Origin of the sequence: Spiractinospora alimapuensis, from assembly GCF_018437505.1 — a bacterium.
GTDB classification, from domain to species: Bacteria; Actinomycetota; Actinomycetes; order Streptosporangiales; family Streptosporangiaceae; genus Spiractinospora; species Spiractinospora alimapuensis.
In genome coordinates this window covers 1,775,974-1,800,723 of record NZ_CP072467.1, presented here as the reverse complement: position 1 = coordinate 1,800,723, position 24,750 = coordinate 1,775,974, and the positions used below count along the sequence as shown (strand labels likewise).

Genomic DNA, 24,750 nt, shown 5'->3' with positions numbered 1-24,750 from the left:
GACGGGGCCGGTCAGGCGCGTTCAAGGGAGCGTCGGATGCGTTCGGCGTGAGGGTGGCCGGAGCGGGCGATCACCGTGAGAACCTGTTGCACCATCGTCTCGTCCTGGCCGTCGAACTGGCGCACGAGCATGGTGGGTCCGCCGAGTTCGAGGACCTGGGCGAGAGACTCCGCGATCATCAGCGAGCGCTGGTTGTTGTCGAGGCTCTGCATCGTGCGGTGCTTGACCTCGACGAGTGCCTGCAGGGCCGTCGGACCCAGGTCTCGGTCGTCCAGGAGGCTCTCGGGGAAGTCGGCCCGTTCGGGGAGACACTGGGTCAACATCCGCAACAAGCCCGCCTTGCGGGTCCGCAGTGTGGTGCGGCGCAACGCCTGCACCAGCTCGTTGCGCGCGACCAGGGCGGCCGGTGTGTCGGTCACGACGGTCGCCTGGAGGTCCGTCACGGCGCCACGTTCGCGTAACCAGAGCTCCAGTTCCTCCCGCGCCTCGGCGGGGCCGTACTCCTCCACCAGGGAGTAGAGAAGCACATGGGCGTCGGCGCTGGCGAGGTCGCCGACCAACGGGGCGCGCCGGCCCTCGGCGATGAGGAGTTCGCGCACCACCGCGACGGCGGGAGCGGTGAGGCGCAGCCGTTGGTTCCCCTCCTCCGGGCGGACGCGTTCGACCGCACCCATGAGGAACAGGGCGTCCACCAGGAAATGCAGGTCACCGAGCAGGCCGGCACGAGAGAACGCGACGTGTGTCGGGTCGTCATCGAGTTCGTCCACACCGTGCCGGTCGGCGTAGGAGGCCCAGATCGACTCCTCCATCACCTCGCGGGAGACGCCGGCGTGCGGGTGACCGTACATCAGCGACAGCGCCAGCCACACCAGGTCAGGGAAGAACGCCTGACGCGGCTTGGGCAGGTCCGGCCCACAGATCGACTCCTGCATGCGGGGGAGCGCGCACAGGGCCCGCGCGAACAGTTCGAACGGGTCCCCGTGCAGGCGCCGCGCCGCTCGAACCGGCATGAGGCGGTTGTGCCGCGTCCGCGCCACCCGTACGCGGCGCGCCCAGTCCACCAAGCGGTTCAGGCGAGGGAGCCGGGCGGAGGTACGCAGTTGGCCCTCGGCGAGCGCCGGCTCGCGCAGCCGCAGACGGTGCGCGACCTCCATGGCGTCGACGGGACGAATCCGCCCGGTGCGCGTGAGGGCCCGCCCGTCCCTGCCGAGCCACCGGTGGAGGAGGAGTAGCTGACGTACCACCGGTGAACGCGCCGCCTCGGCCTCGAGTTCCTCCCGGGCTGGCAGCCACACCGGTGGTTGGGTGAGATAGCGGCCACCGTCCTGCTGGTCGAGTCCCCGGGTGGAGGCCAGGGTCAGCCGTAGTTCGTCCAGGCCGCCACGCGTGTCCCGCACGTTGTCGAGGTAGCGCTGGGCGGAGTCGGCGTCCGTTGGGTCGACCCCGCGGTCCAGCATGGTGCCGGCCAGCAGTCGGGGAGCGCTGTCCGGGCCGCTCATGGCCATCGCCTTGAGGAACGGCTCGGCGAGCGCGTCGAGTTCGGCCGTGAGCTCGTCCACCGACGCCCCACGTGGATCGAGCAGACCCTGGTCCTCGAGGAAGTCGAACCACGTGCGCAGGCTGGGAACCACCAGCGGCCACTGCCCTTCGGCCGTGACGGCGTGCCGGGGAAACCACTCCAGCAGCAGTTCCCGCAGCAGTGACGGAGTCCAATGCGCGTACCGTCCGTCGGTGAAGTGCTGGCGTTGATCGCAGGCGTTGTGGATCGTCGCCTCGTCGGGGAGCGGCCGGCGTCGGGACGCGGCCCATTCCGTGCACAACCGCACCAGAGCACGGACCGTCTCTTCGAACCTGTCGGTTTCCTCAGGGGGGAACTGGGTCTGCATGGGGGGTGACCTGCGTGACGTCGGGTGGGAAAACGGGCAGCGGCCGCGAGTCCGCGCCAACAGCGCTCCCACACCGACGGAAGCGGATCGCCGCACCGCCGGATCGGAGAGTGCGCCAGCGTCCCGAATCCCGGGCACGTCCAGCCTAGCGGAGCCGGCGGCCGCTTACCGGCACACTGGGGATATCCAGGAGGTGGGCCCGCGTGTCGCGGGCCCACCTCAGTCCCGCTCCGCCTGGTGGGCGTCGACCCACGACGGCAACGACCGGCCCTGAAGCGCCGCCGCCATCAACTCCGGGAAAGCGTCCGGTGTGCAGGCGAAGGCTGGCACTCCCATGGCGGCCAGCGCCGCGGCGATCCGCCGGTCGTAGTGGGGCGCCCCACTGTCGGAGAGGGAGAGCAGCACCACCACCCGCACACCGTCGGCGGTCATCGCGCCCACTCGCCGTAGGAGCTCCTCCTCCACCCCTCCCTCGAAGAGGTCGCTGACCAACACGAACACCGAGTCCGTAGGCCGAGTGATCAGCCGTTGGCTGTGCGCCACGGCACGGTTGATGTCGGTGCCCCCGCCCAACTGGACACCGAACAACGCCTGCACCGGATCCGACGGTTGGGCCGGCGGCGGGGGGCAACACAGCACAGCGTGGAAGGATCTCGGTGAGATCCGCGTCTGGGCACCTTCGGGCGAGACCAGCGACCTCCGGGCGCGGTGCGCCTCCGTGCGCCGGTCCAGCGTGGCTGTTCGGCGCTCTGCCTCTGGTTTGAGACGGAGTTGGCTCTGTTGTCGGGTCAGGTCGCGCTGTGCGCCGCACCATCGGGATGGACGGGGAGGCGTCCCGAGGCTCCGTATCCCGCATCCCGTACCGACATCGCGTCGCCTACGTCATCGCGGATACCCGAAGTGATCGCTCTCCCACGGGCTACGTCAATCCCGGTGTGGAGGAAGGGTCCGGCGCGAGTTCCCAGATCTTGTCGGGAGTCCATCGCTCAGTCACGCCGGGAACCCTAGGGCTAGGCGCTGACAATCCGTATCCGTGACGGCGATAGTCGGACAGGTGGTGACGAACCCCCACAAACCGGGCGAGGGGATCTGTGAAATGTCGCCAAAATCCCAGCCCACGCGGCCGGAAATCGTGGCATTCGAGGCGCGCTGACAGCGGAGGGAACACAGTCGTAACCCGCCGCAGACCTGTCCGTCACACATGTGTCGCACCGTGGACTGCCAGCGACGCACGGGAAACGACGGAGCGTTACCCCGTCGAACGCCAGCGTACCTGGGACCGGTCTGAGTCCAACAGTCCACAACGCCGGACTTGTCGTTTGGCACCTGTTGCTCATGAGCCGCCTGGTCAAGGATCCCTAGGGTTGGCGCAATCCAGTGAACTGGGTCACCCTTGAGCGGGATCACCGCAGGCCGGGGCAATCGGGGGACGTACCGGGGCCTACTTCTGAAATGGAGCCGTTTATGAACCTTCGGCGCAAACTCGGCCTGAGCTGGGAACTCTATGGCGACGGAAGCGCGCCACCCCCAGGACAGGCCGTACGTCCAGGACAGCGCCTGTCGTGGGGGCGTACGACCGGACTCGGGGCCCAGCACGTCATCGCGATGTTCGGTGCCACCTTCGTCTTCCCCCTGATCATGGGGCTGGACCCCAACCTCGCCATCATGATGTCGGGGATCGGCACGATCATCTTCCTGCTCATCGTGCAGGGGAAGGTGCCCAGTTATCTCGGAACGAGCGCCGCGTTCGTCGGCGCCGTCGTCGTGATCCGCGACGGGGGCGGTGACAGCGCCACCGTGACCGGTTCGATCATGGTCGCGGGTGCCGTCCTCGCCGTCTCGGGCATCCTGGTCCACCTCCTGGGACCGAACGCCGTACTCCGGGCGTTCCCCTCCGTGGTGACCGGCGGCGTGGTGCTGTTGATCGGGTTCAACCTCGCCCCGGTCGTCGCGCAGAACTACTGGCCGTTCGACCAGTGGGTGGGCCTGCTGACGATGGGCTTCGTCATCGTGTCGACGGTGCTGCTGCGCGGTTTCCTCGGTCGCATCACCATCCTCCTCGGCCTGGTCTTCGGCTTCGTCGTCTCCTGGATCTTCGACCTCGTCTTCGGCATGCACCAGGTTCCCGGAGCGGAGGAGGGAACCTTCGTCGACGCCTTCCGTGTTGACCTGTCCGGAGTCGGCGAGGCCGCGTGGTTCGGACTGCCCACGATGCACGCGCCCGACTTCCAGACCCAGGCCATCCTGGTCGCCCTTCCCGCCGTGATCGCGTTGATCGCGGAGAACGCCGGCCACGTCAAGGCCGTGCAGGAGATGACCAAGGACGACCTTGACCCTTACATGGGTCGGGCCCTCTTCGCCGACGGCGTCGCGACCACACTGGCCGCGGGTGTCGGTGGTTCCCCGACGACCACCTACGCCGAGAACATCGGTGTCATGGCGACCACGCGTGTGTACTCCACGGCCGCGTACTACGTGGCGGCTCTCGTCGCGATCCTCTTCGGGCTGTCCCCCAAGTTCGGCGCTCTCGTGGCGTCGATCCCCGAGGGCGTGCTCGGTGGCATCACGGTGGTCCTGTACGGGATGATCGGCTTGCTCGGTGCCAAGATCTGGGTGGAGAACCGAGTCAACTTCGCCAACCCGGTGGTCATCGTCCCGGTCGCCGCCGGTCTCATCGCCGGTATCGGAGGTGTCTCGTTGCACATCACCGAGACCTTCGAGATCGAGGGCATCGCCCTGGGCACGATCATCCTGCTCCTCGGCTACCACCTCATGCGCCGACTGGCGCCCGCGTACCTCCGCGACACCGTCACTCTCGACGACCCGGTGTCCGCCTCCCACGCGCCCGGTGAGGCCGGCGAGGAGACCTCCGGAGCCGTGCGCACGGCCGACCGGGGGAGTGCGGCGCCCGACAAGGAGCCAGATTCCCGCGACTGAGCGGCGACCCGGTGACCCGGTTCGCGCCCCGCGGACCGGGTCTCGCCCGTTGGAGCGACAGCCACACAACCAGCCGGAAGGGCAACGCTTTGAAACCACCCGCCTTCACTTATCACCAGCCAGCAACCGTCGAGGAGGCGCTGCGGCTGCAGGCCGACCTCGAGGAGTGCAAAGTGTTGGCGGGTGGCCAGAGTCTGATCCCGGCGTTGAACATGCGTCTCGCGGCGCCCACTCACCTCGTCGACATCAACGGGCTCGCCGACCTCGACACCGTCACCATTGACGAGACCCAGGTCCGGGTCGGCGCGCTCGCCCGCCACCGCCGAGTGGAACGTGAGACCGCGGCCACCTTCCCGCTCCTCAGCGACGCCCTGCACAACGTCGCCCACCCCGTGATCCGCAACCGAGGGACGACTGTCGGCAGTCTCGTGCACGCCGACCCCGCCTCCGAGATGACCGCGGTCCTCGCGCTCCTCCGCGGCCACATGGAGCTGGCGAGCGTCTCCGGAACCCGCACCGTGGCCGCCGAGGACTTCTTCGTCGGCCCCATGGAGAGCGACGCCCGACCCGACGAACTCGCGCTCGCCGCGGTGTTCCCCCGCCCCCGTGGACGTCACGGAACCGCGTTCGAGGAGATCGCCCGCCGGCACGGCGACTATGCGACCTGCGGAGCCGCGTGCCTCGTCACCCTGAGTGGCCCCGAGGCCATCGCGGAGGCCCGCGTCGTCTACCTGTCGATGGGCCCGGTCCCCGTCGTGGTGGACCTGGGCCTGGGCGGCACCGCGCCCGACGCCGTTGACGTGGCCGCCGTGGCGGAACGCGCCGTGGCCGACCTCGAGCCGGAGGGCGACATCCACGTCACGGCCGAGTACCGGGGGCACCTCGCCCAGGTACTCACCGCGCGGGTCCTCCGCCGCGCGATCCACAACGCGACCGAACCGACCCCAGGAGCCTGATGAGTGACAGCGAAGCCCGCGAGGAGAGGCACGAGGCAGTCCTACGCGTCAACGGAGTCGCCTACCCGGTGACCGTGCCCGCGCGACGCCTGCTGTCGGACTGTCTGCGTGAGGACGTCGGCCTCACCGGGACCCACGTGGGATGTGAGCACGGTGTCTGCGGCGCCTGCACGGTGCTGCTGGACGGGGAACCCGCCCGTTCCTGCCTCACCTTCGCCCTCACCGCGGCGAAGCACGAGATCACTACGGTCGAGGGGCTGAGCGACGGGGAGAAGCTGAGCCCGGAGCAGCAGGGGTTCAAGGATTGCCACGGGCTCCAGTGCGGTTTCTGTACGCCCGGATTCCTGACCGTTGCCACCGCCTTCCTGCGGGAGAACCCCGAGCCCACCGAGGACGAGGCGCGCGAGGCCATCGGTGGCAACCTCTGCCGCTGTACGGGGTACCAGAACATCGTCGCCGCGGTGATGCGTGCGGCGGAACTGCGGCGGGAAGGAGAGCCGACCCAGTGACCACCCAGATGTTCGGTGAGCCAGTGGCGCGCGTCGAGGACGACCGTCTCATCCGTGGCAAGGGCCGTTACACCGACGACCTCGCCGCGAACACCGACGCCCTGGCCAGCGCCTTCCTGCGCAGTCCGCACGCCCACGCCCGCATCCGGGACATCGACGTGTCGGACGCGCTCGAGGTCGAGGGCCTGGTCGCGATCTACACCCACGACGACCTCACCGGGGCGATGGCGGAGCCCCTGCCGTTGTTGATCCCCCACCCGGGCATCGTCGACGGCCGTACACCGCACGCCCTGGCCAAGGACGAGGTCTGCCACGTCGGTGAGGCGATCGCGATGGTGGTGGCGCGGGACCGCTACGTCGCCGAGGACGCGGTCGAGCGGATCCGGGTCCAGTACGACATGCTGGACCCGGTCGTGGGCATCGCCGAGTCCCGCGACGGGTCGACCTACGCCCACGCCGACATGGCGGACAACGTCGCGGCGCACCTGGTCCAGGAATCCGGGGACGCGCGTGCCGCGGTCGAGGCCGCGCCGCACACCCTGGAACTCGACCTCGACATCGAGCGCTCCGCGGGTATGCCGATGGAGGGCAAGGCCGTCTACGCGCAGTGGGACGGCCGGGAGGAGACCCTGCGGATCTACAGTTCGAGTCAGACCTCCGCGGGTCTGCGCGCGGCCGTCGCCGCCAAGCTCGAGCTTCCCCTGTCCAAGGTGCAGGCCGTGATCCCGGACGTGGGCGGTGGCTTCGGGACGAAGATCGTGCACCCGTGGCCGGAGGAGCTCATGGTGTCGTGGGCCGCGCGGACGCTCGGCCGCGACGTGCGCTGGGCCGAGGACCGCCGGGAGCACTTCATCGCCTCCGCCCACGAGCGGGGCCAGCTACAGCGAGTACGCGTCGGCTTCGACGACGAGGGGCGCCTGCTCGGGCTGGACGTGGAGTTCTGGCACGACAACGGGGCGTACCTGCCCTACGGCATCATCATCCCGATCGTGACCTCCACCCAGTTGCTCGGCCCGTACAAGCCGGCCAACTACCGGGTGGAGTTCACCAGCCTCTACACCAACACGGTGCTGGTGACGCCCTACCGCGGCGCTGGACGCCCACAGGGCGTGTTCGCCATGGAACGCACCCTGGACGCCATCGCCGACTACCTCGGCAAGGACCGGACGGTCGTGCGGGAGGCCAACTTCATCCAGCCCGACGAGATGCCCTACGACCATGGGCTCATGTTCCAGGACGGGCGCCCGCTGATCTACGACTCCGGGGACTTCCCGGCGTCCATGGAGAAGATCAAGAAGCTCGTCGGCTGGGACGACTTCGAGGACTACCGCGAGAAGGCCCGAGCCGAGGGCCGCACCGTGGGCATCGGACTCGCCTGCTACGTGGAGGGAACCGGTGTCGGCCCCTACGAGGGCGGTCGCATCATCGTCGAGACGTCCGGCAAGGTCAGGGTCGCCACCGGGCTCACCAGCCAGGGCCAGGGCCACGAGACCGCCTTCGCCCAGATCGTCGCCGACCAGCTCGGCGTCCCGATGGACGACGTCACCGTCACCACGGGCGACACACGCCTGATCGCCTACTCGGTCGGCACGTTCGCCTCTCGTGGCGCGGTCATGAGTGGCAACGCCGTCGCCGCGGCGGCGTTGGACGTCAAGGAGAAGGCGCTGCGGGTCGCGGCGGACGCGTTGGAGGCGTCACCGGAGGACCTGGAGCTCGTCGACGGTGAGGTCCGCGTCAAGGGCGACCCGTCGTCGTCGATCCGGCTGGGGACGATCGCGGTCCTCGCCAATCCGCTGCGCTACGCCTTCGACGAGGCGTCGAAGGCCGCCACCCAGTTCGGTGGCGCGACCGACTACAACAAGCCGCCGGTCGCAGAGGGGGACGAGCCCGGTCTGGAAGGCAGTGGCTTCTACTCGCCGATCCGGGCGACGTTCGCCAACGGCATGCACGCGGTGATCGTGGAGACCGACCCGGAGACCGCGGAGGTCAACATTCTGCGGTACTGCGTGGTGCACGACTGCGGCACGCTCGTGAACCCCACGATCGTGCAGGGGCAGGTGCACGGCGGTGTCGCCCAGGGCGTTGCGGGGGCGCTCTTCGAGCGCATGGCCTACGACGATCACGGGCAGCTACAGAACGCCTCCTTCATGGACTTCCTCATTCCCTACGCCTCGGAGATCCCCAAGGTGGAGATCGACCACCTGGAGACTCCGAGCCCGTTGAACTCGCTCGGGATCAAGGGCGCGGGTGAGGCCGGCGTCATCCCGGGCGCCGCCGTTCTGGCGTCGGCGATCTCCGACGCCGAGGGATTCGCCGTCACGCGGATGCCCATCTCCCCGTCGGAGCTGTACACCCTCCGGCGCCGATTCAAGGCCGGCGAGATCCCCCCGCTTCGTCCCTCCTCCCACCCTGCGAAGACAGGAGAACGCTGAACCCATGCGTGTCACCGGAACAGCAAACGTGAAGGCACCGGCCGCCGATGTGTGGCGGGCCCTGCTCGACCCCAAGGTCCTGGCGCGCACCATTCCCGGCGCCCAGGAACTGGAGGAGGTCGGCCCGCACCAGTACCGGGGTGCGATCACCGCCGGAGTCGCCTCCATCAAGGGCACCTTCGACGGCAACGTGTCGCTCACCGACCTGGTCGAGCCGAGCTCGCTGGTGCTGCGCGCGTCCGGCTCCGGCGCTCCCGGAACCGTACAGGCGGACGTCTCAGTTCGACTCACCGACAACGCCGACGGCACCTGCGGTGTGAGTTACGACGCAGAGGCGATCGTGGGCGGCACCATCAGTGGTGTGGGGCAGCGGGTCCTCTCCGCGGTCTCCAAGAAGATGGCCGGCCAGTTCTTCGCCGCGTTGGAGGCGGAGATCCTCGGGACGTCCACGCGGGGCGAGCCGAAGGCCGCCGCGGGCGCGTCGACCACCGAGGGGCAGGCCACCACCGTCGTACCGTCCGCGGGCGCCGTCGCCGGGGTACCGGCCGCAGGCGGTTGGTCGGGCGACTCCTTCGTTCGCGGGATCCTCGTGGGTGCGGCCATCGCGCTCCTGGGCGTCGTGATCGGCGCCCGTGCGGCCCGGCGCGCCTTCCCACGCCCGGACTCACGCGGACGCGAATCCTAACGATTTCCGCCTAATCTCGGGGGGTTTGCACCAACAACCGGGCCCGGGCGGGGTACTGTGGGTCGGGTCCCCAGGGACTTTTCACACCCGTGGTACCCGTGCGCGATGAGGAACGAGCATTGAACGGTTCCCCCAGGCTGTCAACCAAGATCATCGTTGCCGGCGGCTTCGGTGCGGGCAAGACGAGCTTCATCGGCTCCATCTCCGAGGTGGATCCGGTCCGCACCGAAGCGGCGATGACCTCGGCGAGTTCCGGCGTTGACGATCTGTCCAACACACCCGACAAGGCCAGCACCACGGTCGCGATGGACTTCGGCCGGATCACGCTGGACACCGACCTGGCGTTGTACCTGTTCGGTACGCCCGGGCAGTCCCGCTTCATGTTCATGTGGGACGAGCTGGTGCGCGGAGCGCTCGGCGCCGTCGTCCTGATCGACACCCGGCGGCTGCCGGACAGTTTCCCGGCGATCGACTACTTCGAGCGGACGTACAAGCTGCCGTTCGTGATCGCCGACAACGTGTTCCCCAACGCCTACCAGTACCCGGAGTCCACGCTGCGCGACGCGCTCGGCGTCGCGCCGGAGGTGCCGATCGTGCGCTGTGACGCGCGGGATCGGGAATCGGTGCGGCAGGTGCTGATCTCACTGGTGACCCACACGATGGGCACCGCCGTTCGCAGTCGGCCGGTGGCCCGCACCGTGTGACGCCACCCCGCGGATTCCTCCGTACGGCGCGCTGTTCGATATTGACCCCCTCGTGGAACCGTCGAGGGGGTCACGCGCGTTAGGCTGCTGTGGTGTTCGCAACGCTGACGAAGAATGTCCGGCGGGCCCTGGGCCGGCCCGGCTCGGTGGACCTGCGGCCCTACCGAAAGCTCCTCGGGCCGATCGAGGCACGGGAGTCGGAGGTACGCGACTTCTCCGACACGGAGATCACCGAGGCCGCCACCAGGCTCGCCGAAGCGGAACTTCCCTACGAGCGCGACGACCTCGTGGAGTTCCTCGCGCTGGCGCGGGAGGCCGCGCGCCGCACCGTGGACGAGCGGCCCTACGACGTGCAGCTCCTGGGCGTGATGGCGCTCCTGGACGGGCACGTCGCCCAGATGGCCACCGGTGAGGGAAAGACCCTCGCCGGTGCCATCGCCGCGGCCGGTTTCTCGCTGCGCGGCAAGCGCGTCCACGTTCTCGGGGTCAACGACTACCTGGCCCGACGGGACGCCGAGTGGATGCGTCCGCTGTACGAGCTGCTCGGCCTCGCCGTGGGCTGGATCGGCCAGGAGTCGACCCCGGAGGAGCGACGCGGCGCCTACGCCGGCGACGTCACCTACGCCTCGGTCAACGAACTCGGCTTCGACGTCCTGCGGGACCGGATGCGGCTGGACCCCGAGGAGCTCGTTCTCCCCGCCCCCGAGGTCGCCCTCATCGACGAGGCCGACTCCGTGCTGGTGGACGAGGCGCGTGTTCCGCTGGTGCTGGCCGGAGCCGCGGAGGCGACCGAGGCCAACCACGAGGTCGCCCAGATCGTCGCGGGCATGCGGGCCCGCACCCACTACGAGGTCGACGACGAGGGGCGCAACGTTCAGCTCACCGACGAGGGCCTCACCTTCGCCGAGGAGCACCTCGGCGAGATCGACCTCTACGACGAGGAGAACTCCGAGCTCCTCACCCAGGTCAACCTCGCCCTGCACGCTCGGGTGCTCCTACGCCGGGACGTGGACTACGTCGTGCGTGACGGCGCGGTCAAACTCATCGACGAGTCGCGGGGCCGCATCGCCCTGTTGCAGCGGTGGCCGGACGGTCTCCAGGCCGCGGTCGAGGTCAAGGAGAAGCTGGAGACCAGCGACACCGGAGTCGTCCTGGACTCCATCACGGTGCAGGCGCTCATGCTGCGCTACCCCACCCTGTCCGGAATGACCGGCACCGCGATCGCCGTCGGCGACCAGCTCCGCGAGTTCTACGACCTCGAGGTCGCCGACATCCCGCGCAACGCCGAGGTGATCCGGGTCGACTACCCCACCCGGCTGTACGCGACCCGGGAGGAGAAGGAGGACGCCCTGGTCGAGGAGGTGGCGGAGATCCACGCCACCGGCCGACCCATCCTCATCGGGACCCAGGACGTCGCCGAGTCCGAACGCATCGCCACCCGGCTGCGGCGGGAGAACCTCGACTGCGTGGTACTCAACGCCAAGAACGACGCCAACGAGGCGTCCATCATCGCCGAGGCCGGCACCTACGAGCGGATCACCGTCTCCACACAGATGGCGGGGCGGGGGACCGACATCCGGCTCGGTGGCAGCGACATGTCCGACCGCGAGCGCGTCGCCGACGTCGGTGGTCTGTACGTTATGGGCTTCGGCCGCTACCCCTCGAGCCGGCTCGACGACCAACTCCGTGGCCGCGCGGGCCGACAGGGCGACCCCGGAAGCACCCGGTTCTACGTCAGCGTCGATGACGACCTGATCACCGCGAACCTTCCCGAGCTCAGCAACGCGGAGCTCGAGGTCAGCGCCGAGGGCGAGGTCACCGACGCCGCGTGGCGCGAGAGCGTCGACCGTGCCCAGCGCATCGCCGAGGGGCAGTTGCTTGACCTGCATCGCAACACCTGGCGCTACAGCCAGCTCATCGACGTCCAGCGGGCCACCGTACTCGAACAACGCGGCCACGTCCTCAACGACGGACTGGGTGCCCGCCACCTCGCCGCCGACTGCCCCAAGCGCTACGAGCAGCTCGTGGAGGAGGTCGGTACGGAGGAGGTGGAGCGTGCCGCGCGACACATCACCCTCTACCACCTCGACCGTGGCTGGACGGACCATCTGGCGTTCCTCGAGGAGCTGCGCGAGGGGATCCACCTTCGCGTCCTGGGGCGTCGTGACCCGCTCGACGAGTTCAACGCCGACGCCGTCCCCGTCTTCAAGGGCTTCCTGGACGGGGCACGCACGCGTGCCGCGGAGACCTTCGAGGAGGTGCCCGTGGTCGACGGCTCGATCGACGCCGAGTCGGTCGGGGTGAAACGGCCCTCGTCCACGTGGACCTACATGGTGCACGACCGGCCCTTCGGTTCGGAGATGGACCGGCTGGTCGGCAGGGCACGGACGCGGCTGCGTGGGGGCTCCTGAGACGAGGTGGCGGCCGACGGCGCGTCGTTCGTCGCCCCAGTGTGTCCGTGATCGACGTCACGGAGGCGCCGGTGGCGGCCAGGGACATTGCCAGCTCCACGCCCGAGGTAGGGCTAGGCCCACCGCGAGCGTGGAGCTGGAGTCATTACTGGCAGTGCCCGCGTTGCCTAGCGTGTAGTGCATGAACCGAGCCGTCACGACGCAGTGGACACCCCTGCGTGCCCTGCGCCACCCGTCGTACCTGGTCTCGAGCTGGCCGTGGCGCTCGGCGGGGTACGTGGTGACAACGGGCCTCACCGTCACCATCCTCGCCGCGCCCCTGTGGTTGTTGTTGTCGCCACTCCTCATCGCGATCGTCACCTACCTCGAGGGACGGGAGACGGGGAGCCAGCTCCTTCCCGACCGCGACACTGATCTTCACCGCTGTCGGTGTGACCGCGCTGGTCCTGTTCGGCCCTCTGCTCTCGCTGCCGTTGGCCAACGTGGAACGGGTGCGTCTACGCATGATCGGCATGGCCACCGCCGATCCACATCGCACCCCACCAGGTCCGGGGCTGTGGCACTGGATTCGCCAGCGATACACCGAGTCGGCGACGTGGCGCGAACTCGCCTACATGTGGCTGATCAGCGGAGTGTTCTTCCCTCTCTCCTTCGTTGTGGTCTCCGCCGCGGTGGCTGGGATCAGCGTGTTCCTGCTCTCTCCGTTTCTGCTGCGGGGTGACGGCACGATCGACGTCTTCTTCTACCGTGCCGAAGCGGTCTCCGACAGCCTGCCCCTGGTGCTGGTCGGCGTGTTGATGATCCCGGTGTTCCTCTACGCCCTCGGACTCCTCGCCGGTCTGCACGGGCTGGTCGCGCGCGCCTTGCTGTCCCCGTGGGGGGAGGAACGGCTGCGCGCGGAGCTCTCCGAGGTCAGTCGGTCCCGTGCCCGCATCGTGGACGCCTTCGAGGCCGAGCGCCGGCGAATAGAGCGCGACCTCCACGACGGCGCCCAGCAGCGCCTCGTCGCGCTCGCCATGCAGCTCGGGCTCGCCCGGATGGACGTACCCGCCGACTCCCCGGCGCGGGACACCCTGGCGTCGGCGCACGAACAGGCCAAGGACCTGATCGAGGAAATGCGGGAACTGGTGCGGGGAATCCACCCGAAGGTCCTCACCGACCTGGGACTCCCCGCGGCGGTCGCCGAGCTCACCGACCGCACCACCATTCCGGTCGAGGTGACGATCCTGTTGGATGATCGGTTGCCCAGCCATGTGGAGAGCACGGCCTACTTCGTCGTCGCCGAGGCTTTCACCAACATCGCCAAGCACAGTGGAGCGACTCAGGCCTGGGTGAGGGCGCGACTGACGACCAGGCCGCACGACAGTTCGCTCGAGCTGGAGATCACCGACAACGGTGAAGGCGGCGCCGACGCGAACTTCGGCACCGGGCTGACCGGCATGGAGGACCGGGTGTCGGTCGTGGGCGGGAGAATGACACTGACGAGTCCCGTTGGGGGACCGACCCGACTCACCGTGGAGCTGCCATGTCAGGAACCGTCCGTGTAGTCATCGCCGAGGACGGCGTGCTGCTGCGAGAGGGGCTGGCGAGTCTGCTGGGGCGGTTCGGCTTCACCGTGGTCGCCGCGGTGGAGGACGCGCCGAGTTTGATGAGCGCGGTGGCCGAGCACGAGCCGGACCTCGTCGTCACCGACATCCGGATGCCGCCAGGGTTCACCGACGAGGGACTTCGCGCCGCGGTGGAACTCCGTCGCCGGCGCTCCGGTCTCCCCGTCGTCGCCCTGAGCCAGTACGTGGAGCAGAGCTACGCGGCCGACCTGCTGGACTCCGACGACGGGCGCGGCGTGGGTTACCTGCTCAAGGAGCGCATCGTCGACGTGGAGGAGTTCGCCGAGGCCCTGCGCGCGGTAGTCGCCGGAGGCACCATCGTCGACCCGACCGTCGTCCGCCAACTCGTCCGCCGCCGTGGCGACCCCCTGGAACGACTGTCCGAACGCGAACGTGAGGTCCTGGCCCTCATGGCCGCCGGCCACTCCAACGCCCGCATCGCCGGAATCCTCTTCCTGAGCGAGGCCGCGGTCGGAAAACACATCGGCAACATCCTCGCCAAGCTCGACCTCCCACCGGACGACTCCGACATCAACCGTCGCGTGATGGCCGTCCTCGCCTACCTGCGGGGGTGAGCGGAGATTCTCCGATTCCTCCCCGTGGGGCCGGTAACGGCGATAGGTTCAAGGCTTCGCGAACGCCAAGTGTGCCTAGGCGGGAGCCAGTGGACTGGGAAGTTCTGGAGGAACAGCTCTACGCGGCCGGCGCTGATCCAACGACGGTGGCTGAGAACGCGCGTCGGTTCCTGGCGGAGTCGCGTGGGCACCGCTTGGCGGAGACCCGTAGGCAGTTGGGTATGACGCAACGGGATGTGGCGGAAGCGATGGCCGTGAGTACCGCTCGGATCTCCCAGATCGAGCACGGGGAAACCATCTCGATCGATGTCATCGCCCGTTACGTTGCGGCCCTGGGCGGCCATCTCGACCTCGTCGCCGACTTCGGGGATCGTACGGTGCGGATTCCCGTGGGGGAGCCTCCCGCCGCGGCCTGACGGCCTGCCCCATGAGTGGCTCCACCCGGCACACGAACCCATCTCCACGAGACACCACACCAACTATTGCCGAGAGACTTGGCACAACCTGCCGATTCCCGAGGTGGGCGCGGCGAGCTTGAATCCGTAACACACGTTGTTCGGACTCGAAGCAGGGAGCTGTGCTGATGACAGGGCACCGTCGGGTGCGGGTCGGGATCGACACCGGAGGGACCTTCACCGATGTCGTGGCGGTGGACGAGGACACCGGCGAGCTGGTGACCACCAAGACGCCGTCGACTCCCGCCGACCCAGCCGAGGGATTCATGGCGGGGATCGAGAAGATCCGCCGGCTGTGTGGCGAGGACGTCACCGTCACCTCCGTCTCGCACGGGACCACCGTCGCCACCAACCAGCTACTCGAAGACAAGATCGACGGGCTGGGCTTCATCACCACCGAGGGGTACGAGTTCGTCCTGGAGATCGCCCGGCAGGCGGTTCCGGACGGGTACGGCAACTCCTACTTCTGGGTCAAGCCGGACCGGATCGTGCCCCCCGACATGGTGCACACCGTCGGTGGTCGGCTGGACTACACCGGCGCGGAGGTGCGCCCCCTCGTCGAGGAGGACGTGGCGCGCGCGGCCCGGTGGTTCCGGGACAAGGGCATCACCACCATCGGGGTGAACCTGCTGCACGCCTACGCCAACCCCGACCACGAGGAGCGGGTGCTGCGGATCCTGCGGGCGGAGCACCCCGACGCGGTCGTCTCCCTGAGCTCGCGAGTGCTCCGCGAGTACCGCGAGTACGAACGGGCCATGACCACCCTCGTGGACGCGGCGGTGAAGCCGCGGGTGACGCGGTACGTCGCCCAGATCCGGGAACGCCTCGACGGCTCGTTCCACATCATGAAGTCCAACGGCGGCATCATCTCCGCGGGAGAGGTCGTGCACCAGCCGATCTCCACCGTGCTGTCCGGTCCCGCCGCCGGCGCGCTCGGCGCGGCCCTCATCTCGCGCAGGGCGGGCTTCAACAAGGTGGTCACCCTGGACGGTGGCGGCACCTCCACCGACGTCTCCGTCGTGTTGGACGGGGAGCCGACCGTCACGACCGAGGGCTCCATCGGCCGCTACCCCGTCAAGACCCCGATGATCGACATCGTCACCGTCGGCGCGGGCGGCGGTTCGATCGCCTGGATCAGCCCCGAGGGCACGCTCAAGGTCGGCCCACAGTCGGCCGGTGCCTCACCCGGCCCGCTGTGCTACGGCACCGACGGCACCGAGCCCACCATCACCGACGCCCACGCCATGCTGGGCAGGATCCCACCGCACCTCCTGGGCGGCGAGTTCCCGCTGGACACCGAGGCGGCTCGGGACGGCGTCGTGAAACTGGGTGAGGCCCTCGGACTGAACCCCGAGCGGACCGCGACCGGTGTCCTGGAGATCTCGGCCTGGAACCAGGCGAACGCGCTGCGGCAGATCACGGTGAAGCGCGGTCTGGACATCCGCGACTTCCACATCACCTCGTTCGGTGGCTCGGGGGCGCTGCTCATCTGTCGCCTCATCGACATCCTCGGCGCCGCCGGCGCGCTCGTTCCGCCGGACCCGGGCAACGTCTCCGCCTACGGCCTTCTCACCGTGGACGTGCGCAACGACTACGTGCGCACCGCGGTGATGCCGCACGAGAACCTCGACCACGCCGCTGTCGCCGACATCCTCGACGGCCTCACCGAGCGGGCCGCGGCCGCCCTGGAAACCGAGGGGTTCGCGGCTGACGAGCACCAGTTCCTGCGTTCCGCGGACCTGCGGTACGAGGGACAGGCCTTCGAGGTGCGGGTTCCCGTTCCCGACGGCCCGATCGACGCCGAGTTGGCGGCCACCGTGGCCGCCGCGTTCCACGACGCCCACCACCAGCTCTACGGCTACGACCTGCGGGACGCCAAGAACCAGCCCGTGGAGTGGGTGAACCTGCGCGTGACCGGGGTGGGGCCGATCGAGCGGCCCCAGGCGCGTCCCCTGGAGGGACACCCCGGTGGGCTGGAACGCGCCCACACGGCGACACGACCGGTGTACTTCGACGAGAAGTACGGCTACCAGGACACGCCGATCTACGCGCGCGGACTGTTGAGCCCGGGCGACACCATCGTCGGCCCCGCCGTCGTGGAGGAGTTCGGATCCACGATCCCGCTCCACCCCGGCTTCTCCGCAACCATCGACCGATTCGGCAACATCGTGATTACCCAGGGGGAGGACGCATGAGTGCCGCCGACACCATCCGCGACACCGTCGACCCGGTCCTGTTGGAGATCGTTCAGGGCACACTCGCCTCGATCGAACAGGAAGTCGAGACCGCGATCGCCCGGACGTCCCGGTCACCCATGATCCGCGACGCCCACGACTTCCGCGCGGGCATCCACGACCGGCGACTGCGCAAGCTCACCGGACGTTCCTACTCCGCGCTGGTGCAGCCGGTCGCCCGGGACTTCCCCCTGGAGACCATGCGCCCGGGGGACGTCTTCTTCCACAACGACGTCTACGAGTCCGAAGGCGGCATCGGCCACCTGCCCGACCTGTGCGTCACCGTGCCGGTGTTCCACGACGGCGAGGTCGTCGCCTTCGTCCAGGCCTTCGGCCACCACGACGACATCGGTGGTGCCTGCCCCGGGTCCATGCCCTCCGGAGCGACCTCGGTCTACGAGGAGGGCCTGATGGTGCCTCCGATCAAGCTCTGGGACCAGGGAGTGCCGAATGAGGCGGCGCTGCGGATCATGACGCGCAACTCGCGTATGCCCGACTCCCTCGCCGCCGACCTCGACGCCGAATGCTCCGCCTGCCTCATGGGCGCTCGGCGACTGAGCGAGCTCTTCGAGCGCTACGGCCGCTCCGCCGTCGAGAGCTGCTTCGAGGGCCTGCTCCAGCGCACGACCGAGACCTACCGCCGCGAGATCCTCACCAAGATCCCCGACGGGACCTACGTGTGGGAGGACTACGCGGAGCACGACGGAGTGGACGAACCCAAGCTCCACACCCAGCGCATCACCCTGACGAAGACGCCGGACAAGCTGCACATCGACTTCACCGGTACCTCGCCGCAGGCCAAGGGCCCGATCAACCACTGCGGTGACTACGCCGACGGCAACTTCCTGAAGAAGTGGCTGGCGCCCATCCTGCGTAACCTCGCCGACACCCCCGAGCGGATGGCCGAGCTGGACGTCAACGAGGGCATCGTCCCCCTCATCGACATGACGTTCCCCCCCAAGGGGACCCTGCTCACGCCCGAGTTCCCGGCGCCGACCAACGCCCGGACGTTCGTCATCCTGCGGCTGCTCGGCGTCTTCGCCGGCGTGCTCGCCAAGGCGGTCGACGGACGTATGCCCGCGGACCAGGAGACGATCCGCTACACCGGGGTGCACGGGCGCGACGCCGACGGCAAGCACTACCTGATGCGCGAGGTGCTCGGCGGTGGCTCCGGAGGCCGCTACTACTCCGACGGCGAGGACACCATCCACGTCGTTCCGGACTCGCGCAACCTCCCCACCGAGTTCACGGAGTCCCGTTTCCCGTTCCGGGTGGAGCGGCTGGGGCTCGCCGTCGACTCCGGCGGGCCGGGGGAGTTCCGTGGCGGGCTCGGCTACGAGAAGCACATCCGGATGCTGCGTGAGGCCTCGTTCATGTCCATCGCGGACCGCACCATCCTGTCGTGCTGGGGCGTTCGGGGCGGCCACGCCGGGCGGCCCTTCCAGGTGACCATCGACCCGGGCGGTCCCAACGAACGCGAGATGGACGGTCTCGTGGACGACGAACCGGTCCAGGCGGGCGAGGTCATCCGCATCCGCACCACCGGCGGAGGCGGCTGGGGCGACCCCCTCGACCGCGAGGTGTGGCGCGTGGCGCGGGACGTTCGCTGGGGCAAGGTCTCAGCGGACGCCGCGAAGGACGACTACGGCGTCGTGTTCACCTGGGTCGACGGCGAGCCGGTCGCCGACGAGACGGCGACGACCGAGCTTCGGGCCGAGCTTCGCGCGAAGCGGCCCTCCGACGCCCCGTTCTTCGACCGTGGCGCGGGGTTCGCCACTCTCGCCGGAGGCGCGAACTTCGCGGAGGTGGACCGGCTGTGACGTCGCCGGTACTGGTCACAGGTGCGGCCGGCAAGACCGGCCGCGCCGTCATCGAGGCGTTGCGCGCCCGGGATCTGCCGACGCGGGCCCTCGTCCGCCGACCCGAGCAGGCGGACGCCGCCCGCGCGGCCGGCGCCACCGAAGTGCGCGTCGGCGACATGCGTGACCGCGACGACGTCGCCGAGGCGTTGCGCGGCACGACGGGCGTCTACCACATCGCGCCGAACATGAGCGGCGCCGAGGTCGCGATCGGCGAGGCGTTGATCGGCGCGGCCCAGGCGACGGGTGTGCGTCGGGTGGTCTACCACTCGGTGCTGCGCCCCCAGATCCGAGCGATGCCCCACCACTGGGACAAACTCCTGGTGGAGGCGGCGTTGTTCGAGACGGGGATGGACGTCACCGTCCTCCAGCCGGGCCCCTACACGCAGAACCTGCTGGAGGGCCTGGACAGGGTGCGGGAGCACGGCGAGTTGCGGGTTCCCTACCGGGTCGACGCCCCGTTCGGGATGGTCGACCTCAGGGACGTCGCGGAGGTCGCGGCTCGGTGCCTGGCGGAGGAGCGCTACCGAGGCGGCACCTACGAACTGGTGGGGCCGGAGGCGGTGACCGCCGAGTCCGTCGCCCGTGACCTGGGGGCGACCCTGGGCCGGGACGTGCGCGCCGTGCGGATCGACCCCGCCGACTGGGCCGCCACCGCGCGGTCCCGCGCGGTCCCCGAGCATGTCGTGACGGCGCTCGCCGCCATGTTCTCCTACTACGACGCGTACGGCCTGCCCGGCAACGGCCGTGTCCTGACCGCTCTCCTGGGACACGCGGGAACGTCGGTCTCGGATGTGTTCGCCCGGGAACTCACGAAGCCGTGACGCCGATCCGGAGATCCTGAGCGGCCCACGCCCGCGGATGGGGACGCGAAACGCCCCCATCCGCGGGCGTACTCGGTTCGCGGGGCCGTGGCCGGCCCGGCCCGGCAGGCCGTCCGAGTTGGTGTGCGACTCTCCGGCGCGCGCCACGGACCGGGAATCGAGGACCGAGCCGGTCCGCGTTCGCGCGGTGCCTCAGCATCCGCCCCGCCGGAAGCAGACAGGAAGCGTCCACATCAACGCGCTCTGTGGCTGTGTGAGAGCCTGAAGAAGGCCCCAGAAGTCGCGGAACGGTAACGGGACCAAAGAAGCCCAGGTCGTCTCCTGTGAGCCCCGCGGGCGGGGGTTTGTCGCCCGTCTTGCCCGCCCCCCGCTCGTCAACGAGGATGTGAGCTCCGCGCAAGCGCGGATGGACCGTTTCCCAGATCCGCGGCGTACTGGACGAAGAGGTGAGCCCCGCGCACGCGGGGATGGATGGGCCGCGGCCCGGCGACCCGACGCTCGGCCCCTGGGTCGTGTTTCGTGAGTGGGCCGAGGGGCGGGCTGGTTCTTTGGAACCTTCGGTCTGATGGTTCGGCGTCATGTCGTACCGGCGGGCAGTGGTCCCTGCCCGCCCGCGATGATGACTGCCGCCATCAGGATTCCTCCACCGGGATTTCGCCACATCCAACCGGTGGAGGTGCACATCGACCCGCTATACCGAGGTCGACAACACCCACCATCCCTCGCTCAACCACAACCACCACCTATAGAGCGAGCCCCGCGCACGCGGGGGAGAGGCCGTGGTCTCCGGCGGGCCCGTCGGGACGGGCGCTTTGGTGGGAGACCGGCGCGGATGGGCGTCGACGTGGGCGCCTTGGGGGCGGCGGTACGATGCGCACGGTCTGTCTGGCGCCTCGGCGCTAGGCGTTCGGGCCGGCGGGGGTCGCCCACTCCGTGGTTATGGAGTCGTGCCGATTGACCTTGGGTTCTTCGGCGACTGTCGCTAGCGCCCGATGGTGACCGGTGTCTCTAGGCTCGGCGTACCAGGATTGCAGCGCACTGGGAACGAAGGGATCCTGATGGCCGAAGCGCGTCGGGTGTTGGTCGCCTTGGGTGGGAACGCCATGACCTCGTCGGACGGGAACGCCCGTCCGGAGGACCAGCGGGCCGCCGTCGAGGTGGCGATGGAACCGGTCGCCGTTCTCCTCGAGCGGGGCATCGAGGTCGTGCTCACGCACGGCAACGGCCCCCAGGTCGGCAACCTGCTGGTGAAGAACGAGCTCGCGGCGGACGTGGTGCCGCCCGTGGGCCTGGACTGGTGCGGTGCCCAGACACAGGGATCGATCGGCTACATCATGGTGAGCGCCTTGGAGGCCGCTCTGTGGCGCCGGGGTCTCGACGGCCACGCGACGGCCATGGTGACGCGGGTCCGGGTGGATCCCGACGATCCCGCCTTCGGGGCCCCGGACAAGCCGGTCGGCCGCTACGTCTCGGAGGCCGAGGCGTCGAAGCTGCGTGAGCACGGACAGCACTTCGTCGACTTCGGCGCGAAGGGGTGGCGCCGCGTGGTGCCCTCACCCCGTCCCCGTGAGGTGCTGGACGCCGAGTCGGTGCGGATCCTACTGGCCGCGGGAGTCACCCCCGTGGCCGCGGGGGGCGGTGGGATCCCGGTGACGGTGGGCCCGGACGCGCGGGTGAACGGGGTGCAGGCGGTCCTGGACAAGGACCGTACCGCGGCCCTGCTCGCGCGCACGGTGAAGGCCGACACGTTGGTCATCGCGACCGACGTGCCCGCCGCTGTCGTCAACTTCGGTACCCCCGACGCCCGGGAACTGCACGAGGTCACCACCACCGAGCTGCGCCGCCACGTCGACGACGGGCAGTTCGCGGCGGGCAGCATGGGTCCGAAGGTGGAGGCCGCCCTGGATTTCGTCGAAGGTGGCGGCACCCGCGCCGTCATCACCGCTCTGGAGCGGCTGCCCGAGGGAATCGCCGGGCAGGCCGGCACCGTCCTGACCAGAGAACCGTGAGAGGAAAGAGAGCCACATGTCTAACCGGCCAGTAGAGGTGCACAAGGTCGCGATCGAGAGCGTCACCGACGCCTCCGGCCTCGCGCGGTTGATCGACGAAGGTGTGTTCGCCGCCGACGACGTCCTCGCCGTCGTGGGCAAGACCGAGGGCAACGGTGGGGTCAACGACTACACCCGCATCCTCGCCGACCGGGCGTTCCGTGAGGTCCTGATGGAGCGCGGGAAGCGCAGCGAAGACGAGGTCAAGCAGGTCCCGCTGGTGTGGTCGGGCGGTACGGACGGTGTCATCTCGCCGCACGCCACCGTCTTCGCCCACGCCCCGGAGGGCCGCTACGAGCCCACCGACGAGCCGCGGGTCGTGGTCGGCGTCACCATGAGTGACGTCATCAACCCCGAGGACGTGGGCCGTCCCGCCATGGTGAAGACCGTCGCGGCCGGTGTGCGCGAGGCGATGGCCTCGGTCGGGATCACCGACCCGGCGGACGTCCACTACGTGCAGACGAAGACCCCTCTGCTCACGCTGGACACCATCACCGACGCGAAGAAGCGGGGCCACGACGTGGTCACCGAGGACACGCTGAAGTCGATGGACATCTCCAACTCGACCACCGCGCTGGGCATCGCCGTGGCGCTGGGCGAGATCGACGAGCCGACGGCGGAGCAGATCCACGCCGACCTCTCCCTGTACTCCTCGGTCGCGTCCTGCTCCTCCGGTGTGGAGCTGGACCGGGCCCAGATCGTCGTCGTCGGCAACGCCCGCGGCGTCGGTGGCCGGTTCCAGGCCGGGCACGACGTCATGAAGGACGCGTTGGACTCCGACGGCATCTGGCGGGCCATCCGTTCCGCCGGCCTGGATCTGCCGGAGCGTCCGCACACCTCCGACCTCGGCGACAAGCTCGTGAACGTCTTCCTGAAGTGTGAGGCCGACCCGAGCGGCCGGGTGCGCGACCGGCGCAACATCATGCTGGACGACTCCGACGTGCACTGGCACCGCCAGATCAAGGCGACCGTCGGTGGCGTCACCGCCGCCGTCACCGGTGACCCGGCGGTGTTCGTCTCCGTGGCGGCCGTCCACCAGGGCCCGAGCGGTGGCGGCATCACGGCCGCGATCGTGGACCACGGCGCCTGATTGGACTAGTCAGCCCCCAGGAGGGCCGAGCGGAGGCGATGTCCCCGCTCGGCCCTCGTTCATGTGTGGACGTCGGGGCGAGTCAGGGCCGCAGCGGCATCGTGTAGTTGACGACCGGGAGTGGGGTGAATCCCAGCTCCTCGTAGAGCGCTCGGGCGGGCGCGTGGAAGGCGTCCCCGCCCGTGTTGATCGACGCAACGTCAAGCCCCGCGGCCCGCATGTGGTCGATCGCGTGCTGTGCCAAGGCTCGTCCGGCCCCGTGCCCGCGGTAGGACGGCGCCACGGCGAGCATGTCGAGCTCGCCGTGGGATCGGTCGGTCCGTATCACCCAGCGGGCGTACCCGACGATCGTGTCGTCCAGTAGAGCGACGGCGGCGTGCCTGCCCCGCTGGGGGTCGTGGACGCTCCGCATCAGGTCGTGGTAGTCCCGCCGCCACGCCCCGTGCAGGTTGGCGAACACGGTCTCGCCGACCAGGGGGCGGTACGAGCCCTCGTAGAACGGGTCGAACGTCGCGATGGTCAGATCCAGCAGTGGCTGGAAGTCCGACGCTTCATAGGTGCGGATTCGCATGAACTGGGTGCTCCTCTGTCGCCGTGCGCGCCCGTTGGGCGGCGACCAATCGGCGGGTGTTGTCGCGAACATGATCGGACGAGCCGCGCCTTTGGGGCGAGGCTCCGTCGCTCCCAGTGGGGGAGCCGGATCAGTCGCGGGTACGCACCGCGGCGAAGCAGTTCACGTCTCGACGCTAGCAGGCCGGCGGACGCGGTTGGTCATGCCCGGTCGCTGGGTCTGGGAGGGGGAGGGGGAGGGGCGGCGTCGACGCGGCCGTCGGATGGCGCCCGGCCCGGCACCCGGGAACAAAAAGAAAAAAGGGCCAGCGGCGGGACCATCCCCTGAACCGCCGCTGGCCCTTGGTTCGCACCCATGGGAGAGGATCGACTCCGTGCGGTGGCTGCCGCGCGGAGTCTGGGCGCTAGGCCGCCCCTGTGGTGGCTTCCGCACCGATGTGGGGCGTGTGGTGTGCGACCGCCCGGTCCACGACCGGGCGTAGCTGAGCCGGGACCCGCGCGTTGGAGGCGCGGAGGTGCGCGACCGTGGCGCGCAGCGCGGTGAGTTCCGCGCGCAGCGCGTCGATCTCGCGTTGGGCGGCGGAGTCCCGGACGGACCCGCCGGTCGCGGTGACGCGGGACCGTTCACGCGGCACTGGAGTTGTCACGCTGTTCACGACATCACCTCTCCGGTCCGGCTCAAGAAGAACGCTATTAGTCCGCGTGACCCGGAGATATGTGCCGGAACTCAACAGATCGTCCCCGATTTCGGGTTCCGGCACAGCGGGCGTCGCGGCCGCTCGGAGGGCGGGCCGATTGTGTCACCACACAGCCCGGGTGTTTTGGCTGTTCAGCGCATGTTCGGGCGGAGTGGGTTCCGTGGGGTCCACGGAGTCCTGTGAGGTTCGCCAAGATCGGGGCCGCTTGCATTGTGTTATGTCACAATGTAGGTGACCAGCGGCAGCGCGAGCCGTCCCTTCGGGCGCCGC

The 24,750-nt window shown here is 69.4% G+C and carries 18 protein-coding genes and 1 pseudogene; 15 read left to right on the top strand and 4 right to left on the bottom strand.

The window, feature by feature from the left end; translation table 11 throughout:
- Nucleotides 1-11: 11 nt before the first annotated feature.
- Nucleotides 12-1,886: a hypothetical protein gene (locus J4H86_RS08250; RefSeq protein WP_236542914.1), complete on the bottom strand. Its 1,875-nt coding sequence runs from the start codon at nucleotides 1,884-1,886 to the stop codon at nucleotides 12-14.
- 219 nt (nucleotides 1,887-2,105) lie between these two features.
- Nucleotides 2,106-2,498 (bottom strand): annotated as a pseudogene (locus J4H86_RS08245) (VWA domain-containing protein); the annotation flags it as partial.
- A gap of 852 nt (nucleotides 2,499-3,350) precedes the next feature.
- Here J4H86_RS08245 and J4H86_RS08240 point away from each other — a divergent pair.
- The 15 genes from J4H86_RS08240 to J4H86_RS08170 all read left to right on the top strand — a co-directional run bounded on the left by J4H86_RS08240 (nucleotide 3,351) and on the right by J4H86_RS08170 (nucleotide 23,212).
- Entirely contained in the window at nucleotides 3,351-4,823 is a 1,473-nt protein-coding gene (locus J4H86_RS08240; protein ID WP_236542913.1) for a uracil-xanthine permease family protein, read from the top strand.
- Nucleotides 4,824-4,912: 89 nt separating this feature from the next.
- Entirely contained in the window at nucleotides 4,913-5,779 is an 867-nt protein-coding gene (locus tag J4H86_RS08235; RefSeq protein ID WP_236542912.1) for an FAD binding domain-containing protein, read from the top strand.
- A complete protein-coding gene (locus tag J4H86_RS08230; RefSeq protein WP_236542911.1) occupies nucleotides 5,779-6,288 on the top strand; it encodes a (2Fe-2S)-binding protein in 510 nt (169 codons plus the stop codon). Before J4H86_RS08235 ends, J4H86_RS08230 begins: the two co-directional genes overlap by 1 nt.
- Nucleotides 6,285-8,720, top strand: coding sequence for an aerobic carbon-monoxide dehydrogenase large subunit (cutA, locus tag J4H86_RS08225; RefSeq protein WP_236542910.1), 2,436 nt, complete (start codon nucleotides 6,285-6,287; stop codon nucleotides 8,718-8,720). The genes J4H86_RS08230 and cutA overlap by 4 nt, the downstream gene beginning before the upstream one ends.
- A 4-nt stretch (nucleotides 8,721-8,724) precedes the next feature.
- Nucleotides 8,725-9,405: an SRPBCC family protein gene (locus J4H86_RS08220; protein ID WP_236542909.1), complete on the top strand. Its 681-nt coding sequence runs from the start codon at nucleotides 8,725-8,727 to the stop codon at nucleotides 9,403-9,405.
- A 119-nt stretch (nucleotides 9,406-9,524) separates the two neighbouring features.
- Nucleotides 9,525-10,109 (top strand): GTP-binding protein, encoded by a 585-nt coding sequence (locus J4H86_RS08215; RefSeq protein WP_236542908.1) that lies wholly within the window; start codon nucleotides 9,525-9,527, stop codon nucleotides 10,107-10,109.
- Between the two features lie 104 nt (nucleotides 10,110-10,213).
- Nucleotides 10,214-12,520, top strand: coding sequence for an accessory Sec system translocase SecA2 (gene secA2 / locus J4H86_RS08210; RefSeq protein WP_236543950.1), 2,307 nt, complete (start codon nucleotides 10,214-10,216; stop codon nucleotides 12,518-12,520).
- Between the two features lie 431 nt (nucleotides 12,521-12,951).
- The gene (locus tag J4H86_RS08205) at nucleotides 12,952-14,067 is read left to right on the top strand and encodes a sensor histidine kinase (RefSeq protein ID WP_236542907.1); all 1,116 of its coding nucleotides are present in this window, start codon (nucleotides 12,952-12,954) and stop codon (nucleotides 14,065-14,067) included.
- The gene (locus tag J4H86_RS08200; RefSeq protein WP_236542906.1) at nucleotides 14,046-14,702 is read left to right on the top strand and encodes a response regulator transcription factor; all 657 of its coding nucleotides are present in this window, start codon (nucleotides 14,046-14,048) and stop codon (nucleotides 14,700-14,702) included. Before J4H86_RS08205 ends, J4H86_RS08200 begins: the two co-directional genes overlap by 22 nt.
- 89 nt (nucleotides 14,703-14,791) lie before the next feature.
- Nucleotides 14,792-15,118, top strand: coding sequence for a helix-turn-helix domain-containing protein (locus J4H86_RS08195; protein WP_236542905.1), 327 nt, complete (start codon nucleotides 14,792-14,794; stop codon nucleotides 15,116-15,118).
- 167 nt (nucleotides 15,119-15,285) lie between these two features.
- The gene (locus J4H86_RS08190) at nucleotides 15,286-17,352 is read left to right on the top strand and encodes a hydantoinase/oxoprolinase family protein (protein WP_236542904.1); all 2,067 of its coding nucleotides are present in this window, start codon (nucleotides 15,286-15,288) and stop codon (nucleotides 17,350-17,352) included.
- Nucleotides 17,349-19,211: a hydantoinase B/oxoprolinase family protein gene (locus tag J4H86_RS08185; protein WP_236542903.1), complete on the top strand. Its 1,863-nt coding sequence runs from the start codon at nucleotides 17,349-17,351 to the stop codon at nucleotides 19,209-19,211. Before J4H86_RS08190 ends, J4H86_RS08185 begins: the two co-directional genes overlap by 4 nt.
- Nucleotides 19,208-20,074 carry an SDR family oxidoreductase gene (locus J4H86_RS08180; protein WP_236542902.1) on the top strand — a complete coding sequence of 289 codons (867 nt, stop codon included), beginning with the start codon at nucleotides 19,208-19,210 and terminating at the stop codon, nucleotides 20,072-20,074. Before J4H86_RS08185 ends, J4H86_RS08180 begins: the two co-directional genes overlap by 4 nt.
- Nucleotides 20,075-21,132: 1,058 nt before the next feature.
- A complete protein-coding gene (locus J4H86_RS08175) occupies nucleotides 21,133-22,083 on the top strand; it encodes a carbamate kinase (protein WP_236542901.1) in 951 nt (316 codons plus the stop codon).
- A gap of 16 nt (nucleotides 22,084-22,099) precedes the next feature.
- Nucleotides 22,100-23,212 (top strand): barbiturase, encoded by a 1,113-nt coding sequence (locus J4H86_RS08170; protein WP_236542900.1) that lies wholly within the window; start codon nucleotides 22,100-22,102, stop codon nucleotides 23,210-23,212.
- Between the two features lie 82 nt (nucleotides 23,213-23,294).
- Here J4H86_RS08170 and J4H86_RS08165 read toward each other — a convergent pair whose 3' ends face one another.
- Both J4H86_RS08165 and J4H86_RS08160 read right to left on the bottom strand, forming a co-directional pair.
- Nucleotides 23,295-23,783: a GNAT family N-acetyltransferase gene (locus tag J4H86_RS08165; RefSeq protein WP_236542899.1), complete on the bottom strand. Its 489-nt coding sequence runs from the start codon at nucleotides 23,781-23,783 to the stop codon at nucleotides 23,295-23,297.
- 403 nt (nucleotides 23,784-24,186) lie between these two features.
- A complete protein-coding gene (locus J4H86_RS08160) occupies nucleotides 24,187-24,438 on the bottom strand; it encodes a hypothetical protein (RefSeq protein WP_236542898.1) in 252 nt (83 codons plus the stop codon).
- Nucleotides 24,439-24,750: the final 312 nt, after the last annotated feature.